The organism is Cupriavidus sp. GW822-FHT02D05 (genome assembly GCF_058802485.1).
Window position 1 is genome coordinate 105,894 of sequence record NZ_JBXAOE010000011.1, and the last position, 17,092, is coordinate 122,985.

15 protein-coding genes and 1 tRNA gene are annotated in these 17,092 nt (G+C 64.7%); 5 read left to right on the top strand and 11 right to left on the bottom strand.

Going from position 1 to position 17,092, the window contains the following annotated elements; translation table 11 throughout:
* Positions 1 to 13 precede the first annotated feature (13 nt).
* The gene (gene rdgB, locus AC1RQK_RS16420; protein WP_492375006.1) at positions 14 to 631 is read left to right on the top strand and encodes an RdgB/HAM1 family non-canonical purine NTP pyrophosphatase; all 618 of its coding nucleotides are present in this window, start codon (positions 14 to 16) and stop codon (positions 629 to 631) included.
* Positions 628 to 1,872 carry a radical SAM family heme chaperone HemW gene (gene hemW, locus AC1RQK_RS16425; RefSeq protein ID WP_492375005.1) on the top strand — a complete coding sequence of 415 codons (1,245 nt, stop codon included), beginning with the start codon at positions 628 to 630 and terminating at the stop codon, positions 1,870 to 1,872. Before rdgB ends, hemW begins: the two co-directional genes overlap by 4 nt.
* 82 nt (positions 1,873 to 1,954) lie before the next feature.
* On the opposite strand, the gene AC1RQK_RS16430 is transcribed toward hemW, so the two are convergent.
* Entirely contained in the window at positions 1,955 to 2,479 is a 525-nt protein-coding gene (locus AC1RQK_RS16430) for an outer membrane lipoprotein (protein ID WP_492809887.1), read from the bottom strand.
* 273 nt (positions 2,480 to 2,752) lie between these two features.
* Between AC1RQK_RS16430 and AC1RQK_RS16435 the strand changes: the two genes are divergently transcribed.
* A tRNA-Ser gene (locus tag AC1RQK_RS16435) sits at positions 2,753 to 2,842 on the top strand.
* A 294-nt stretch (positions 2,843 to 3,136) separates the two neighbouring features.
* Here the strand turns inward: AC1RQK_RS16435 and AC1RQK_RS16440 are convergent.
* The 9 genes from AC1RQK_RS16440 to gudD form a co-directional block, all read right to left on the bottom strand.
* On the bottom strand, positions 3,137 to 6,349 hold the full coding sequence (locus AC1RQK_RS16440; protein WP_492809889.1) for a pilus assembly protein: 3,213 nt from the start codon (positions 6,347 to 6,349) through the stop codon (positions 3,137 to 3,139).
* 55 nt (positions 6,350 to 6,404) lie between these two features.
* Positions 6,405 to 6,950: a pilus assembly PilX family protein gene (locus AC1RQK_RS16445; RefSeq protein ID WP_492375002.1), complete on the bottom strand. Its 546-nt coding sequence runs from the start codon at positions 6,948 to 6,950 to the stop codon at positions 6,405 to 6,407.
* Between the two features lie 3 nt (positions 6,951 to 6,953).
* A complete protein-coding gene (locus tag AC1RQK_RS16450; RefSeq protein ID WP_492809891.1) occupies positions 6,954 to 7,985 on the bottom strand; it encodes a PilW family protein in 1,032 nt (343 codons plus the stop codon).
* Complete coding sequence (gene pilV / locus AC1RQK_RS16455; RefSeq protein ID WP_492809893.1) at positions 7,982 to 8,572, bottom strand: type IV pilus modification protein PilV; 591 nt, start codon at positions 8,570 to 8,572, stop codon at positions 7,982 to 7,984. The genes AC1RQK_RS16450 and pilV overlap by 4 nt, the downstream gene beginning before the upstream one ends.
* Positions 8,569 to 9,057 (bottom strand): GspH/FimT family pseudopilin, encoded by a 489-nt coding sequence (locus tag AC1RQK_RS16460; RefSeq protein ID WP_492809895.1) that lies wholly within the window; start codon positions 9,055 to 9,057, stop codon positions 8,569 to 8,571. Before AC1RQK_RS16460 ends, pilV begins: the two co-directional genes overlap by 4 nt.
* 3 nt (positions 9,058 to 9,060) lie before the next feature.
* Positions 9,061 to 9,567 (bottom strand): type IV pilin protein, encoded by a 507-nt coding sequence (locus AC1RQK_RS16465; protein ID WP_492809897.1) that lies wholly within the window; start codon positions 9,565 to 9,567, stop codon positions 9,061 to 9,063.
* Between the two features lie 508 nt (positions 9,568 to 10,075).
* Entirely contained in the window at positions 10,076 to 10,450 is a 375-nt protein-coding gene (locus tag AC1RQK_RS16470) for a hypothetical protein (protein WP_492809899.1), read from the bottom strand.
* Positions 10,451 to 10,615: 165 nt separating this feature from the next.
* Positions 10,616 to 11,569, bottom strand: coding sequence for a Bug family tripartite tricarboxylate transporter substrate binding protein (locus tag AC1RQK_RS16475; protein ID WP_492809995.1), 954 nt, complete (start codon positions 11,567 to 11,569; stop codon positions 10,616 to 10,618).
* Positions 11,570 to 11,728: 159 nt separating this feature from the next.
* The gene (gene gudD, locus AC1RQK_RS16480; RefSeq protein WP_492809901.1) at positions 11,729 to 13,087 is read right to left on the bottom strand and encodes a glucarate dehydratase; all 1,359 of its coding nucleotides are present in this window, start codon (positions 13,085 to 13,087) and stop codon (positions 11,729 to 11,731) included.
* Positions 13,088 to 13,315: 228 nt separating this feature from the next.
* On the opposite strand from gudD, the gene AC1RQK_RS16485 reads away from it, so the two are divergent.
* Both AC1RQK_RS16485 and AC1RQK_RS16490 read left to right on the top strand, forming a co-directional pair.
* Positions 13,316 to 14,062 carry a FadR/GntR family transcriptional regulator gene (locus tag AC1RQK_RS16485; protein ID WP_254615405.1) on the top strand — a complete coding sequence of 249 codons (747 nt, stop codon included), beginning with the start codon at positions 13,316 to 13,318 and terminating at the stop codon, positions 14,060 to 14,062.
* 212 nt (positions 14,063 to 14,274) lie between these two features.
* Complete coding sequence (locus tag AC1RQK_RS16490; RefSeq protein ID WP_492809903.1) at positions 14,275 to 15,852, top strand: aldehyde dehydrogenase (NADP(+)); 1,578 nt, start codon at positions 14,275 to 14,277, stop codon at positions 15,850 to 15,852.
* Between the two features lie 63 nt (positions 15,853 to 15,915).
* Here AC1RQK_RS16490 and AC1RQK_RS16495 read toward each other — a convergent pair whose 3' ends face one another.
* The gene (locus tag AC1RQK_RS16495; RefSeq protein ID WP_492809905.1) at positions 15,916 to 17,091 is read right to left on the bottom strand and encodes an osmoprotectant ABC transporter ATP-binding protein OsmV; all 1,176 of its coding nucleotides are present in this window, start codon (positions 17,089 to 17,091) and stop codon (positions 15,916 to 15,918) included.
* Position 17,092 lies beyond the last annotated feature (1 nt).

The window sequence follows — 17,092 nt, forward strand, 5'->3', positions numbered from 1 at the left end:
TACGGTGAACGCCATGCAACGCCTGGTCCTCGCCTCCAACAACCCCGGCAAGCTCGGCGAGTTTGGCGCGCTGCTGGCGCCGCTCGGCTTCGAGGTGGTCCCGCAGGGGCAGCTCGGCATTGCCGAGGCCGAGGAGCCCTACGCCACCTTCGTCGAGAACGCCCTCACCAAGGCGCGCCACGCCAGCCGCCTGGCCGGCCTGCCCGCGCTGGCGGATGACTCCGGCATCTGCGTCGACGCGCTGGATGGCGCGCCGGGCGTCTACTCGGCGCGTTATGCGCAACTCGTGGGCAAGCCCAAGTCCGATGCCGCCAACAACGCGCACCTCATCTCGCAGCTGGCCGGCAAGCTCAACCGCCACGCCTACTACTACTGTGTGCTGGTGCTGGTGCGCCATGCCGAGGATCCGCGGCCGGTGATCGCCGAGGGCGTGTGGGCTGGCGAGGTGGTCGACGCGCCGCGCGGCAACGCCGGCTTTGGCTACGACCCACACTTCCTGCTGCCGCACCTGGGCAAGACCGCGGCCGAGTTGAGCGCCGAGGAAAAAAACGCCGTCAGCCACCGTGCGCTCGCGCTCAAAGCGCTGACCGAGCGCCTGCAGGCCGGCGGCCCCGGGACTGGCTGCCCATGATCCCGATCGTTCCCCTGGCGTCCACGGGCGCCAGCGCCCCCGCCGATACCAAGTCATTGTGGCTGCAGCCGGGCCAGCTCGCGCTGCCCGGCTCCCCGCCGCTGTCGCTCTACGTGCATATTCCGTGGTGCGTGCGAAAGTGCCCGTACTGCGATTTCAACTCGCATGCCGTGCCCGGCGCGGCGGACAGCCACGACATCCCGGAAGACGCCTACCTGGATGCGCTGCGCGCCGACCTGGAGCAATCACTGCCGCTGGTGTGGGGCCGCCAGGTGCACACGGTCTTCATCGGAGGCGGCACGCCTAGCCTGCTGTCGGCCGCCGGCATGGACCGGCTGCTGTCGGATATCCGCGCGCTGTTGCCGCTGGACGCCGACGCCGAGATCACGATGGAGGCCAACCCCGGCACGTTCGAAGCAGAGCGCTTCGCCAGCTATCGCGCCAGCGGCATCAACCGCTTGTCCATCGGCATCCAGAGTTTCAACGACCGCCATCTTGCCGCGCTTGGCCGCATCCACGGAGGCGCCGAAGCCCGCGCGGCGATCGGCATCGCGCTGGACAACTTCGACAACGTCAACCTCGACCTGATGTACGCGCTGCCCGGCCAGACGATGGCGGAATGTGCCAATGACCTGGAGACGGCACTCTCGTTCAACACCACGCACCTGTCGCTCTATCACCTGACGCTGGAGCCCAACACGCTGTTCGCCAAGTTCCCGCCGGCGCTGCCGGATGACGACAGCGCGTATGAAATGCAGGACCTGATCGAAGCACGCACCGCGCAGGCGGGCTACGTCCACTACGAAACCTCGGCCTACGCCCGGCCGCACCGGCAAGCGCGCCACAACCTGAACTACTGGCGCTTTGGCGACTACCTTGGCATCGGGGCCGGCGCGCACGGCAAGCTATCGTTCCCGCACCGGGTGCTGCGCCAGATGCGCCACAAGCATCCCGCCACGTATATGGCGCAGGCCATGGCCGGCAACGCAGTGCAGGAGCAGCACGATGTCGGCGCAGCCGACCTGCCCTTCGAGTTCATGCTGAACGCGCTGCGCCTCACTGACGGCGTGCCGGCCAGCACATTCTTCGACCACACCGGGCTGCCGCTGCACACCATCAGCCGCGACCTGGCCGCCGCCGAGAAGAAAGGCCTGCTGGAAGCGGATCTGGCTACCATCAAGCCAACGGAACTGGGACGGCGCTTCCTCAACGACCTGCAGGAGATGTTCCTGAAAGGTTGATCGCGATACCACGCGGCCACCAGCAAAACGGCCACCCGAGGGTGGCCGTTTGCCCGCGTGGGCGGCGCGAATACCATGCCGGTCAGTACGGCGTCGCCATGTCGTTGGCCACCTGGACGCGGGAACCGATACGCAGATTGCTGACGTTGCGCTGCGTCACGGTAGCCATGCGGCCATCGTCCAGCCGCACGTTGACGCGATACACGGTTTCGGTGCTGCTGCCGGCACGCTTCTCGATCTGGTTGCCCGCCACGCCACCCGCCACGGCGCCGCCGATGGTGGCAATGGTATTGCCGGTGCCCCCGCCGATCTGGTGACCCAGCAAGCCACCGGCCACGCCGCCGATCACCGTGCCGAGCAAGCCCGAGCTGTTTTGCTGCGTCGTCACCGGCTCGATCGATTCCACCCGGCCATAGAACGCCGAATTCGCGGGTGCCTGGTAGGTGTTGGTGCCCGGGGGCGGGGGCGGTGCCTGATAGGCTGCTTGCTGCGGCGCACCGTAGCCACCACCATAGCCGCCGCCATAACCACCACCGGGCGCCGCGCAACCCGCCAAACCCACCACCGCGGCCGCCGCCGCCACGCCCAACAGAGTCTTGCCGTTCATTGGTTATTCTCCTCGATTGACTGCTACTGCATGGAACAGGAGGGAGCGCCCACATGGGCACGACTCCCCTCACGCATGATAGGAGCATGAATCCGGATTGAAGGTTCCGCCGTGTCCGACAGGCACCGACAAGGCCACAGGCATTTTCTCATGCCCCCAGGCCGCGCGGCCTTGCTATAATGCGCGGCGCTGGCCGTAGCGCCAGCATCGAAGCAGCATGCGGCACGGACAGGGGCCTTCCCTGTTCGCGCTACAATGCCTGCTCTTCCCCCGGGAAGCGTGGCCGAGTGGTTTAAGGCAGCAGTCTTGAAAACTGCCGATGGGGTGACCCATCCGTGAGTTCGAATCTCACCGCTTCCGCCATCAATCCAATGTAAATCATTGATTTACAAATGGATTTCTATTTCGTCGCAACGCCCACCTACGCTTTTACCTGCACGCAAGCGTACTCACAGCCGACCGCAGCGCTTTTGTAGATTCATCACAGCATGATGCATTCTTTGCCGAGTCGCTCTCGCCTCTGCGGTACGTCGGCTGACGGGTTCCATTTCCCGCCGCACAAGCGAACGGTGCCCACCCCAGGGGCCTTCCGAAACGCGAACCCATTTCAAACGTTGGCGACAGGCTTTTCGAGTGCGGCATGACACCTGTGCCACGCTAGTGCTTGTCGCTCTCCGGATACCAGTAGATGCGCTTGCGCTTGCCGACCCCCGCGATATTGATCTTTTGGGCACCTAGCGCCGAGGTGGCATCCCCCCCTCCGGCGCCGGTCTGGTTGCCACCGCCGAGCAAGACCGGCACTACACCGCTGCCAATCGATACCATGCCGAATACCGGGGAAGGCGGAAAGCCGCCGCCATCCAGGATGATCGAACGCTGTGGGTTTTGGCCTGAAGCTGTAAGGAAGCTGAAGGAATAGCTCCGGGCAATGCCAAGATTGGGGTAGCACATGCCGGCCTGCGGCACGGCTGGCGTATTTGTGCCGATCGTGGTGTAGCCGCTGACGGTCAGTGGCGCGTTCACCGCTTTCTCACCGGGATTCGTGAGCGTGATATAGAAGCCCGCGCCAGTACCGTTGTACTTAGCCGTGGTGCTGGTGTCGTCGACGAGACTGGCCTCGGTGATGGGCGTCCAGGTGGCCGGCATGCCGAGTATGTTGGGGTCCTTCAACATGTAGAGGCGATTGACCACGTTATAGGCAGTCCCCTGCGTCGTTGAGGCGGAATAGAGAGGATGCTCTCGGTCACCCGTGCCGGCTGTAATGGCGTCGTAGGCAGCGGTGGAAATGACGTCGGGTGCATAGAAGAACTTGCGCGCGTTGTTCGTGCTGGCTGCGCCGCCGAGTGCAGCAAGCTTGTTAAGCGTCCAGTTGACAGGCGCATTGCCCGCGGTAGTCTCAAAGTCGGCTCTCCAGAGATTGCCGCCGACGTCGCCAACATACAGGCGTTCGATATAACCGTCGCCATTGCGATCAAGCCCCGTGACATCCGACGGGATGGCCCGGGTCAGGCCGGCAACCGCCAGGCATGTGCCGCTCATACCGCTACAGTTGGGCAGCGCGCTCCACACAACGGCGCCGCTGACGGCATCGAATGCCACGATGCCGCGTCCCATGGTATCAACTCCCGGCGACGGATCACTGTCCTCGGCCGAGTCATAGCCCGCGCCCATCACCACCAACGGGTTGGCGTAGCCGCGCACGCGCATTACGCGCGGCTGGGACCAGGTCTGGCCGAGTTCAGGGATATCAGCATTGGAGCGTTTCCACAGGAAGCGCGGATTGACGGGATCGGTCACATCGATTGCATAGATCAGCCGCCCGCCGCGGCGTGCCGTCAGGTAAATGACCACACGAGGATTCGCCGCGTCGCGCAAGTCCTGCATCACGGTGGTACTTCCATCGAAGAAGTAATCCCGCGGCGCCGGAGCGGGGGTGATACCGCCAGGCGTGGTCGAGAGCTGCACCTCCGGAGAGTTGGTATAAAGGCGGCTGAGCTTGCCAAGGAACTCCGGTGCGATGAAGCCCCATAGCTCGCCGCCCGGCCTCACACTGCCGATGCCCTGCGTCTGGTTACCGTTGATAGCATGGAACACGCCATCGTTGGTGCCATAGAACACCACAACTCCCTTGCTGCCGCCATAGTTGACGACAGCCGGCCTGGAATGCAGTACGTCTGCGTGGATCGAACTGCGCACGGTCACCGGCGTGCCGGGACCTGGCTCTGCTTCGGTGCCGGCCAGGCTGGTGGTATCCGAAGCAGCGACGTCCTGGCCGCGTACCCAGGCGATGAGCTTGGGCAATTCGGTGGCGGTGATGGTCTTCGCGCCGCTGGTCCCCGAGTTGATGACGGCAAGGCCGCCGGTCGAACTCGTGTCCTTCAGCCATGTGTTGGAACTATCGAATGACGGCATCGCCGCGCTCGTCGGGCAACTACCCGCGCCGTTGCAGGTGATCAGTTGCCGGCTGGTCTGGCTGGTCAGCAACTGTGCGCGCAGCATCTCTCCCGCCCCCCCCTTCTCCACGACCTCTCCATCAGGGGAATCAAGGCCCCACCCGACACTTGACGGGCTATTCTGCCAGTATCCCGTGGCCGGCCAACTACCGACTGCGCTGCTCCCGTAGCCGGTCGCGCCAAAGGAAAGCGGCGGCTCCGTAGTCCAAAAACTGATGGCGTTCGGGGAGATGAAGCCCGTCGCCGCGTTGCTGATGGCAGCGTTGCCCTTGGCATCCTGCAGCACGATGTTGCCACCGGCGTCATAGCCGATCTGGTACTGCTTGAGATTGCCTTGCCACCGTGGTGCCGCGGTGGCATCCGGGCGGAACATTCCCACATAGACCTGGTTGAGGAACTGACCCTGGGCATTGACGGAGGCCGGAAGGCTGACCGAGGCAAACACGCTGTTGATGGCCTGCACCTCGTTGAAGATTTGCAGCAAGGCCGACGTCAGTCCATTGACGTCACCTAGCTGTACCACATATGTCTTACCGCCGCCATTGGTCGCCATGCTGCTCGCGAGCTGGACATAGTCAGGATTCTTGCCATCGGTCACCGCGATCGTGTAGGTCACGATGTTCTGACGGTTGGCCATGTTGCCCTGGACGTCAGTCTGGTACATGAAGCGAGCCCATTCGTCGCCCCAGTTGCTCTGGTATTTGTTGTTGGGAGCGGGAATGACAATCTGCTGCTGCTGAGCTGTAGTCGCGCCTGCTGCGGCCAGGGCATTGATGACATTCTGGCCGGTGTCTTGCGGCTTGCCGTTGTTCACGGCGTTGGCGATATAGATGACAAAATTGCGCTGACAGGGGTTGTCGATCGGCGAGGTGTACTTGGTGCCGGACAAGCCAGTCTGGCCGGCATAGTAGGCCCACGATTCCTGCATACCGCCACCGACCTGCGAGTTGTTCGAGTTGTCGGCCTGACGGTCGATTGTTTTCACATAGCGAAGGAAGCTGTCGACCCCGCTGTTGTCCATCAGCGGCAACTTGAAAGGTGCCACGGACGGGAACTTGAACTGGCCGCCGACGTTGCTCCCGCTGCCGAACATCATCACGCCGAGATTGAGGTTGCCCAGCAGTGTGGGGCTGGTCTTGATCGACGACACCGCGTTGTAGAGCGCGCATTGCTCGGCGCCGACGTCCTTGCCATCGTTATTGCTGGAGACGACCCCCGATGTGGAGCAGGTGAAGCTGGCCGACGCATCCCAGGTCGATGCATTGTCGAACAGGATCAGCACATTGGGCTTGCCGGCCTGGGGCTGCAAGCCAGTGTACAGATCGATGTCCTCCGCCATTGCCGGGTGCAAGGCAGAAAGCGCGAGTAACGTGGCGATGGCAATGCGCGAGGCAGCGCGTTCAGCGAATTGACGCATTGTGAGTCCTGAGTTCGGAGGTGAGGCAATCGATAACTGAGTCGTGGCCGCAAACTTACGGGCATGCCGTGCCGACCGGCACGCGTACTGAGATGCCCTGGTGCAAGGTGGTGTTGGTCGCAGTGGCTGCGCTATCGCTGACGCTGGCCTTTACATCCCATTGAGTGGCATTGCACAGTGAATTTCCGCCGCCACCGCCGGATGCCGTCAAGATGCCAGTGTCCTGGTTACCATTGCCAACGAAGCAGGAAACGTCGTCAGCATTGGACGTATCGAGATCCGTATTCTTTACCGGCTTGCTGGTCTGGCACACCGGCGCCGCAACCTGCGCCGTATAGTCAGCGCGGCCATCGCCGTTCACATCGACCGGCACGCTAGCCGCCGCTGCCGTGGGGTTGGCAGTGAAGTCATTGCTAATAACCTGCTCAATGCCTTGTTGCGCGGCATTCTGCGCTTCCACGCCGTGCTGCTGGTTAGCGGCGACCTTCACATTGATGACACTGGAGCTGACCAGCGATATCGTCATCAGCAAAAAGATCACCAGGAAAATCAGCGTGACGATCAGGGTGGCGCCGGACTGCCGGCGCAGCGCGATTTGCATGGCTTACTCCCGGCGGCCTGCCACATTGGCCAGCCTTGCCACCCGGGCGTAGACATGGCGCTTGAAGCCGTCGTTGAACGGGCCGCTTACGGTGGCACGTCCGAGATCATAGGTGCGGCTGTCTGTCCAGCCGAGTGAGGCCCTTTGCGTGCGGGCAAGGACGTTAATGCGTACAGAGGTGACGTTCTGCCAGTTGGTAAGGGCGGTCGTCCAATCATATGCGGGTACCGAGGTACAGATCGCGCTGTTGTTCACGCCGGGGTCGCTGACGTAGCAGTCGGCGGAACCGTTATTGTCGAGATCCACGCCGTAAGATAAATGCATGTCCTGAATGCCTTGTGCCACCGAATTGACCTGAAAGGCTCCGCCGGACAGTTCGGCCATCTTCAGCGTCGGCACGCCGTCACCAGCGCCGGAACACACATCGCAGGCGGCAAGATAAAAGATACGGACTACCGCCGGGCGCAACTCCGCGGCAACGGTCGGGTCACATGCCTTGGTGCGCATGGTGAAGGCCGGGGCGCTGGCACCGAACACGAACGATGTGGCGTCGCTGGAACAGAACGATACCTGCATATAGGACTGCCCGGCGGCGGCGGCCGCCGCCGGCGTCGTCGACACGCGCCTTACCACAAGTATTTCCGATGCCGGCGCCAGGTTCGGCAAGCATGAGGCCACAGTGCCCGGTGCGTAGCCTTGGAGAGCGAGAGGCACTGTCGCGGGCGAGTTGACAAAACCCAAGGCATTCGGCGCTGCGGCGCACAGAGCGGGACTTGCTACGGTTGCGCCGTTCGCTACGCTGGCGGCACCAAAGAAGCCGGCAAGTTCAATCTCACGGCCTAGCGTGTCTAGCACGTAGCGCCCGTTTTCCACTTGGTCGGCGCCGTTGGAGAACTCCGAGCGTGACCGTGTGGTGGAGAAATACAGACTCCCCAGCGCCGTCAACAGCAGCAGCCCGAGCGTCATCCCGATCATCAACTCGACAAGGGAAATCCCACGCTGCCGGTGGAGTATTGCAATTCGCGGCCGATTCACGAGAGAACTCCAATGCGGACCTGAATGCTCACTGTGCGGCGATAGCTGTCATTGCCGAACTGTCCGTTGCCGCATGGCAGCGCCGGCGCGGTTGTCTTTGCAAGGCCCTGCCAGGCCACTGTGATGCGATAGATCTGGTTCGTGGCATCGAGCGCTTCGATACAGCCAAGCGCACCGATCATGCCCCCGACCGCCTTGCCGCCGTTGTTTTCCGCGCTACCCAGCAATTCCGTCCCCCAAGCTGCCAGGTCGGCGTTTGCGGTGGCTTGCTGGGCGGCGGAACCAACTGTGCAGGCTGGAGCCGGAACAGTGGCGGTTCCCGCTGTAGTCATGGTGGTCCCGCTGGCATAGCAGGCCACGGCCTGGCGGTTCGCATTGAGCCGAGCCGCCATGTCCTGAAGCAGGGTCAGCGCCTGCACGCGTTGATAGGATTCCATTTCCGACTGCCCGGAGCGGGCGATCAGGCCGGCGGTGCCAAGTAGTGCCACCAGCAGGATCACGATCGATACCAAGACCTCGATCAGCGTGGCGCCGCACTGCGCGGACTGGCATAGGCATTTGCACGTACGTGGTGCACGCGAGTTCATGTACATGTTCCCGATACCAGAGCGACGCGGCCAGTTCCGCTCACCTGTACGCAGATCGTCGAAGCCGCCTGGGGCGATACCGCTGGCGCTACCTGGAACGTCAGGCTGCCGGTAGCGGGCCTGCCGTCGTTGCCGACCGATAGGGAGTTGCCTGCGCTGGCGGTGATCGAAATGCCGTCATACGGACCGAAACTGCGCACCTTTTCGGTTCCCGCCGTTACGGCCCAGCCCCCGGCCCAAGTGCCGGAGGTGGCCATGGTGACGCTGCTGTTGCGCTTGACCGCCTCGCTGCGCGTCAATGTCAGCGCAGCGGAAAGATCCAGCGAGGCATTCCGTGCGCGTTGTGTCGCGATCAGGCTCGAGAACGACGGGGCTGCGGCAAACGCTACGATGGCAAACACCGTCAGTGTTACCAACAATTCTATTAGTGTGAATCCGCGATCTGCGAGCGCGCAGGCTATATTCGATGCACGAGTATTTCGCATAGGCTACTTCCAGCAGCTCGATCCCGTGCCGGAGACGCTCTTGTCCCCGGTACTCGACAGCGTCAGCGTTCCGCACGCGGTGTCGTTCGTGGCTTGCGTGCCCTGCGGCGCCGCCGTCAGGACATATCCAAGCGGCGGACCTGCGACCGCGGTGACAGTGATTTGATAGTTGGAGGAAATCGCCGCGGGAAGACTTGCATAGCCGAGTGCGGCCAGGCTTGTGGCATAGCTCCGGTTGTCCACCAGAAAGCGCTCCTGCATGCTGGCGACTTCCAGCAAGAACGACTCTGCCGCTGTGCGATTGGAGCGCACGACGTATTGGACATAGGAGGGATAAGCGGCAGCGGCAAGGATGCCGATGATTGCCACGGTGACCATCAACTCGATGAGCGTAAAGCCGCCCCCTAGCCGAGCGTGGCGACCCGAACCGCCGCACGCCGTGGCTACCCCAAACTCCCGAAATAGCCGATGCTCTCGGCTATATCGCACCGCCGGGCTTCTGTGGCCCATGCTCGCGCTCCTTTTTATTTTCCCCGGATGACCCAGTTCCGAAGTCTTACGCGGCGAGTGTAGTCGCGATTCAAGTCATGGTCAAAGGTGTCAATGAGCGTCCTTCGGGGAGCGTTGCATGGACCCCACTGCGATGCGCCGCGCGCCGCCAGTGGGTGGCCTAGAACGTGAGGTGAATGCCAAGCAGGTGGCGATGGCCAAGAGCCGTTATCGCAACATTGATCGCAATCACTTTTGATTTCTTCTGCAGCCCACTCGTTTCGCCAGTGCTTGCGAAGGTGCCACTCACGGAGAGAGGGCAGGTACGCCACGATCAGCGTCGCCGTCAGCGCCACCCACGGCGCCATCCTGGCTGCTTCATTTCGCCGGACATGACGCCTCCCCTCAAGACATCGCCGCACGGAGCCGCAGTGCTAGACCTCCTAGCACTGACCCTTGGCATCGTGGCGCTCGCGCTGATCATCCACAAGTGCGGCGATCTCGGCTGAACCGGTCCGCGCTGCCCGGTTCACCCTGGCTCGACCGGCGCCGTCAGCAAGCGATACGCCTGCTCCTGCGTAATATCCAGCCGGTAGTGCCGGGCCAGCATGCGCGCGAAGTGATGCGCGGCGCCCGGCTCGCAGTGCCTCAACTGCTCGCGGTAGGCCTCCAACTCGAAACGCAGCCGCCAGCGCGGGCTCGCTAGGTAGAGCACGCCCATCAGGCCGCACCAGCGCCAGAACTGGCGCACGTGCACCTTCTCATGCTCGATCAGCGCGTGGCTCACGCCGGGCCGCACCAGGATCAGCGGCCCCGGCGCGAAGCCATCGAACCCGCGCGGAATCAACCACCGGGACTTGGTCTCGATCAGCAGGCAGGGGGGCGATTTGCAGAAGCGGATCATGGCAGGTGACAGCGGTGCGATAGCGCAAGGCGCGCATGGGCGTGCATAGGCGTGTTAGCCCAAGCCTATCAGGTCGCGCAGGCCCGCGTCCAAACCTACCCGCCAAAATAAAAACGCCCCGCTTTTGGCGGGGCAAAGAGCAATGCCTGGATGGATCGCGTGTGCTTAGTCGATGCTGATCTTGCCGGCTTCGATCACGCCCTTCCAGCGCTGGAGTTCCTGCTTCTCGAACTGCTCGAATTGCTCCGGTGTATTGGCGACCACCTCGAAACCGTTCTCGGCCAGCTTCTGGCGCATCTGCGGCTCGTTGAGCGAGCCGACCAGCGCGGCATGCAGTCTCGTCTTGACGTCCTTCGGCAGCCCGCGCGGCGCGGCCACGGCTTGCCACGAATACACGTCCACGTCCTTCACCCCGCCCTCCGCCATGGTAGGCACATTCGGCAGCACCGCCGAGCGCTTGTCGCCGGTCACCGCCAGCGCCTTGAGCTTGCCGCTGCGGATATGCTGCAGCACCGCGTTGACGTTCTGGAACGAGACGTCCACCTGGCCGGCGAGCAGGTCGGAGATGGCCGGCGCCCCACCCTTATAAGGAACGTGGAGGCCGTCGGTGCCGGACTTTTGCCAGAACAGCGCGGCCGTCAAATGGTCCGACGAACCTGCCCCGGAGCTGGCGAACGCCACCTTGCCCGGATTCTTCTTCATGTACGCGACCAGCTCCTGCAAGTTCTTCGCAGGGAAGTCCGGCTTGGTGACCAGCACGTTGGGTGCGCGCACGGCCACCGTCAGCAGGTCGAAGTCCTTGGCCGGGTCATAGCCCAGGTTCTTTTGCAGGAACGGGTTCACGGCATAGACGCCGATCGATGCCACCAGCAAGGTGTAGCCATCGGCAGGCGCGCGCTTGACCATGGTCGCGCCGATGGCCCCGGTAGCGCCGGGGCGATTGTCGATCACGAACGGCTGGCCCAGCTTTTCATTGAGCGGCACCGCCAGCATGCGCGCGATGGTATCGGTGGAGCCGCCCGCAGGGAACGGCACCACCACGGATACGGCCTTCTGGGGCCATGCCGGCGAGGCGGCCGCGGCACTGGTCACGGCGCCTGCGGCGGCCAGTGCCGCCATGGCAGCGAGCGTGGCTGCGGCAAGCCGGCCGAACTTGCGCCGCGCGGGTGCGGCGAGCATGCCCGCGGCAGCCGGCCGGCCATCAAATTTGTTCATGGTTGTCTCCTTGTGCTTGGTGGTTTTCTTGTCTTGTATTCGTGCGGGGGCCGCAGATGCGGCTCACCGGACCATGCAGGGCGCCTTGTTGTTGAAGGTCCAGCCCGGGATCAGGAATTGCATGGCCACGGCGTCGTCGCGCGCACCCAGCCCCATGCTCTTGTAGCGCTCGTGCGCCAACGCGAGTTGCGCCATGTCGAGCTCCACGCCCAGGCCCGGCTCCGTCGGCACGGCCACCTTGCCGTTCTCGATCTTCAGTGGCGCCTTGGTCAGGCGCTCGCCGTCCTGCCAGATCCAGTGGGTGTCGATGGCGGTGACGCGGCCCGGCGCGGCGGCGGCCACGTGGGTAAACATCGCCAGCGAAATATCGAAGTGATTGTTCGAGTGCGAGCCCCAGATCAGGCCCCACTCGGCGCACATCTGCGCCACCCGCACCGAGCCCTGCATGGTCCAGAAATGCGGATCGGCCAGCGGGATGTCCACGGATTGCAGGCGCACCGCGTGGCCCATCTGGCGCCAGTCGGTCGCGACCATGTTGGTGGCGGTGGGCAGGCCGGTGGCGGTACGGAACTCGGCCATGACCTCGCGGCCCGAGTAGCCCTCCTCCGCGCCGCAAGGATCTTCGGCATAGGCCAGCACGCCATGCTTGTCGCGGCACAGGCGCACGGCTTCGGCCAGCGACCACGCGCCGTTGGGATCCAGCGTGATGCGCGCCTTGGGGAAGCGCTCGGCGAGCGCCAGGATGGCTTCCATCTCTTCGTCGCCGCGCAGCACGCCGCCCTTGAGCTTGAAATCGTTGAAGCCATAGCGCTCATAGGCAGCTTGCGCCAGGCGTACCACGCCCTCGGCATTCATCGCGGCTTCATTGCGCAGGCGGAACCAGTCGTTGTCCGCCTCGGGCTCGCTGCGATAGGCAAGCGTGGTGCGGTTACGGTCCCCGATATAGAACAGGTAGCCCAGCATCTCCACGGCGTCGCGCTGCTGGCCTTCGCCCAACAGCGCGGCCACCGGCACGCCCAGATGCTTGCCCAGCAGGTCGAGCAGCGCCGCCTCGAGCGCGGTGACCGCATGGATGGCGATGCGCAGGTCGAACGTCTGCAGGCCACGCCCGCCCGCGTCGCGGCTGGCAAAGGCGGTGCGCACGCGATTGAGCAGCGCCTGGTGGTTGCCGATCGACTGGCCGGCGAGGAGTTCGCGCGCATCCTCCAGCGTCTGGCGGATCGCTTCGCCGCCGGGCACCTCGCCGACGCCCATATTGCCCGCGCTGTCTTTCAGGATGACGATATTGCGGGTGAAGAACGGACCGTGCGCGCCGGACAGGTTCATCAGCATGCTGTCGTGGCCGGCCACCGGCACGACGGTCAGCTCGGTGATGACGGGCGTGTCTGCCATGGGCGCGGCGCAAAGGGATGATTGGGTCATGTTGAACTCCAGCAGGAAGAGCGGCTCGCCGCCTTGGCTGCCGGCCCTTGCGGGTTGTCTCGGGTTGGATACGCCGGCTGCTGCCGGATCCTTGTGTGCGGTGCTTGCCAGGTCCCAAAGCGGCTGCTACAGCCCATGCAACGGGAGACACCTGTTATCTGTCGTCATATAACTTATGACGCAGTATAATGAGGCCATTGCGATCCGGTCAAGTCCCAGCCCATCACCATGTCAAACCCGATGTTTGCCTCCACTCCCCCGCTGCGGCGCCGCGGCCGTACGCTTGCCGAAGAGGCGGTGAGCAACCTGAGCGAGCGCATCCAGCAAGGCCAGCTCAAGCCGGGCGACAAGTTGCCGACCGAGTCCGAGATCATGGCCGCGCTCGGCGTCAGCCGCACCGTGGTGCGCGAAGCGCTGTCGCGGCTACAGGCCAGCGGGCTGGTGGAAACCCGCCACGGCATCGGCACCTTTGTGCTGGCGCGCAGCGCCGAGAACGGCTCGCCCTTTCGCATCGATCCCGCCACCATGGGCACTGCCATGGACGTGCTGGCCATGCTGGAATTCCGCGTCAGCCTGGAAGCCGAGGCAGCCAGCCTGGCGGCATCGCGGCGCAGCGATGAGCAACTGACGGCGATGCGTGGCGCGCTCGATGAGCTCAAGCGCACGGCGGCGGGCGGCGAGGATTCTGTCGGTGCCGATTTCGAGTTCCACCTGCTGATTGCGCGCGCCACCGGCAACCGCTACTTCACGGACATCATGGGCCACCTCGGCACCATGGTGATCCCGCGCAGCCGGCTGCATGTCAGCGCGCAGGAGCGGGAGCAGTACCTTGAGCGCGTCAATATCGAGCACGAGAACATCTTTGACGCCATCGAGCGGCGCGACCCCGAAGGCGCCAAGGCCGCCATGCGCATGCACCTGACCAACAGCCGCGAACGCCTGCGCAAGGCGTCGGCGGCGGTGGAAGCCGGCTAGGGGCGGGCTGCCGGCGCATCCCGGCGGGATCCGGGATTTCCTGCTTGCCCAACGAGCGCCTCATGTTATAGGATGTCTTACAATAAAGCGCGGCAAGGCTATGTCCCCATTTATGCGTCCCGCGTGTCAGCCCGGGACCACATACACGCCGCCTCTAGCGCAAGCTATGGCGCACTCCCCACTTGATTGCAGTTGAAAAGCAGGAAACGCTAATGACCATTACCGGCGAAATGCTGATCGGCGCCCGCGCAGTGCGCGGCACCACCAAGATCCTCCATGCCACCAACCCGGCCACGGGTGAAGTCCTGGCACCGGAATTCCATGGCGGCGGCGCCGCCGAGGCCGAGCGTGCCTGCGCGCTGGCCGAAGCCGCGTTCGACACCTACCGCAACACCTCGCCGGAGATCCGCGCCAGGTTCCTGGAATCGATCGCCAGCGGCCTGGAAGCCCTGGGCGACAAGCTGATCGAGCGCGCCCACGCCGAGAGCGCATTGCCTGTTGCGCGTCTGCAGGGCGAGCGCGCCCGAACCGCCGGCCAGCTGCGCCTGTTCGCCAGCGTGCTGCGCGATGGCCGCTGGCAAGCCGCCACACTCGACTCCGCCCTGCCGGAGCGCACGCCGCCACGCCCCGACCTGCGCCTGCAGAAGATCGCGGTCGGCCCGGTGGCGGTGTTCGGCGCCAGCAATTTCCCGCTCGCGTTTTCGGTGGCGGGCGGCGATACCGCATCCGCGCTGGCGGCCGGCTGCCCGGTCGTCGTCAAGGCGCACTCGGCCCACCTCGGCACCTCCGAGCTGGTCGGGCGCGTGATCCAGAAGGCCGTGGCCGATGCTGGCCTGCCCGAAGGCGTGTTCTCGCTGCTGGTGGGCGCGGGCGTTGCCGTGGGCACGGCCCTGGTCGCGCATCCGTCGATCCAGGCAGTGGGCTTCACCGGCTCGCGCAGCGGCGGCCTGGCGCTGGTGCAGACGGCCAACAGCCGTCCCCAGCCGATCCCCGTCTACGCGGAAATGAGCAGCATCAACCCCGTGTTCCTGCTGCCGGCGGCCCTGGCCGCGCGCGGCGCGGAGATCGCGCGCAATCTGGTGGATTCGCTGGTGATGGGCGTAGGCCAGTTCTGCACCAACCCGGGCCTGCTGCTGGCGGTGGAAAGCCCGGCGCTGGACGTGTTCCGCCAGGGCGCGGTTGCGGCGCTGGCGGAAAAGGCGGCGGCGACCATGCTGACGCCCGGAATCAGCCAGGCTTACGACAACGGCGTGGCCCAGCTCAGCGATATCGAAGGGCTGCGCCGCATCGGCAGTGGCCAGGCCGCCAGCGGCCCCAACCAGGCCCGCCCCGCGCTGTTCGAAACCACCGCGGAGCGTTTTCTTGCGGACCACCGCATGGAAGCCGAAGTGTTTGGCCCATCCTCGGTGCTGGTCGTATGCCGCGACCACGAGGAGATGCTGGCGGTGGCGCGCCGCCTGGAGGGCCAGCTGACCGCCACCGTGCAAGCGGATGCGGGGGATCGTGCCGAGGCCGCCATCCTGCTGACCGTGCTCGAGCGCAAGGCCGGTCGCGTGCTGTTCAACGGCTATCCGACGGGCGTGGAAGTGTCGTACGCCATGGTGCACGGCGGCCCGTTCCCGGCTACGTCCGACACGCGCGCCACCTCGGTCGGCGCATCGGCCATCGAGCGCTTCCTGCGCCCGGTGTGCTACCAGAATGTGCCGGCGGAACTGCTGCCGCCCGCGCTGCAGGATGGCAACCCGCTGAACGTGTGGCGCCTCACCGACGGGCAACTGGCCCGCGACTAATCTCGCGCACCCATGGAAAAAGGGCCGGAAATCCGGCCCTTTTTCTATCTCCCTAGCTGAGCATTACGCAGCAATGCGCTCGATGGCAGCCGGTGCCTGCGGCGGCTGGATCACCGGCGCATTCCCGCGCGAGCGGCCCGAGCTGAGATAGTCGGCGATCGACTCCTGCGTGACTTCGCCCAGGTAGACGCCATCGGCATCGACCACCGGCAGCCAGCTGGTGTTGTGCTGGTACATGCGCGAGAGCACGATGCGCAGATGCTCGTCGAACGCGGCGGTCGCCATGAATGGCCGCGTCGCATCCGCGCATATGCCCTGCCCCGCGCGCGCATCGCGCCGCGTGACGTAGCCCAGCGCGTGCTGCGCATCATCCACCACCGGCAGGTGCCGCACGTCGGCCTCGTCCATGATGGCAAACGCCTGCGCCAGCGGCATGCCGGGACTGCAGGTCTGCGCCATGGTGGCGGCATCGCCGGCGCGCACCAGCAGCAGGCGCTTGAGCGTGTTGTCGTGACCGATGAAGGCCTGCACGAAATCGTCGGCCGGACGCGCCAGCAGTGCGTCGGGATGGTCGAACTGCACCAGCCTGCCGCCGCGGAACACGGCCACGCGGTCGCCCAGCTTGATGGCCTCGTCGATATCGTGCGAGACCATGATCACGGTCTTGCCGAGCTGGCGCTGCATCTGGAAGAACTCGTTCTGGATGCTCTCGCGGTTGATCGGGTCCACCGCGCCGAACGGCTCGTCCATCAGCAGCACGGGCGCATCCGCCGCCAGCGCGCGGATCACGCCGATGCGCTGCTGCTGCCCGCCCGAGAGTTCGCGCGGATATCGTGTGAGCATCTTGCCGGGGTCGAGCTGCACCATCGACATCAGCTCGCGTGCGCGCTCGCGGCTGCGCTTCTTGTCCCAGCCCAGCAGCCGCGGCACCACCATGATGTTCTCCTCGATGGTCATGTTGGGGAACAGGCCGATCTGCTGGATCACGTAGCCGATCTTGCGGCGCAGCGTGACTTCGTCCACGCGGGTGGTGTCCTCGCCGTCGATCAGGACCCGGCCGGAGCTGGGCTGGATCAGGCGGTTGATCATCTTGAGCGTGGTGGTCTTGCCGCAGCCCGAGGGGCCTAGGAAGACGCAGATCTCGCCCTTGGGCACAGTGAGCGAAACGGCATCGACGGCGCGCACTTCGGCGCCGTCTTTTTGCCTGAAGGTCTTGGTGAGTTGGTCGAGTTCAATCATG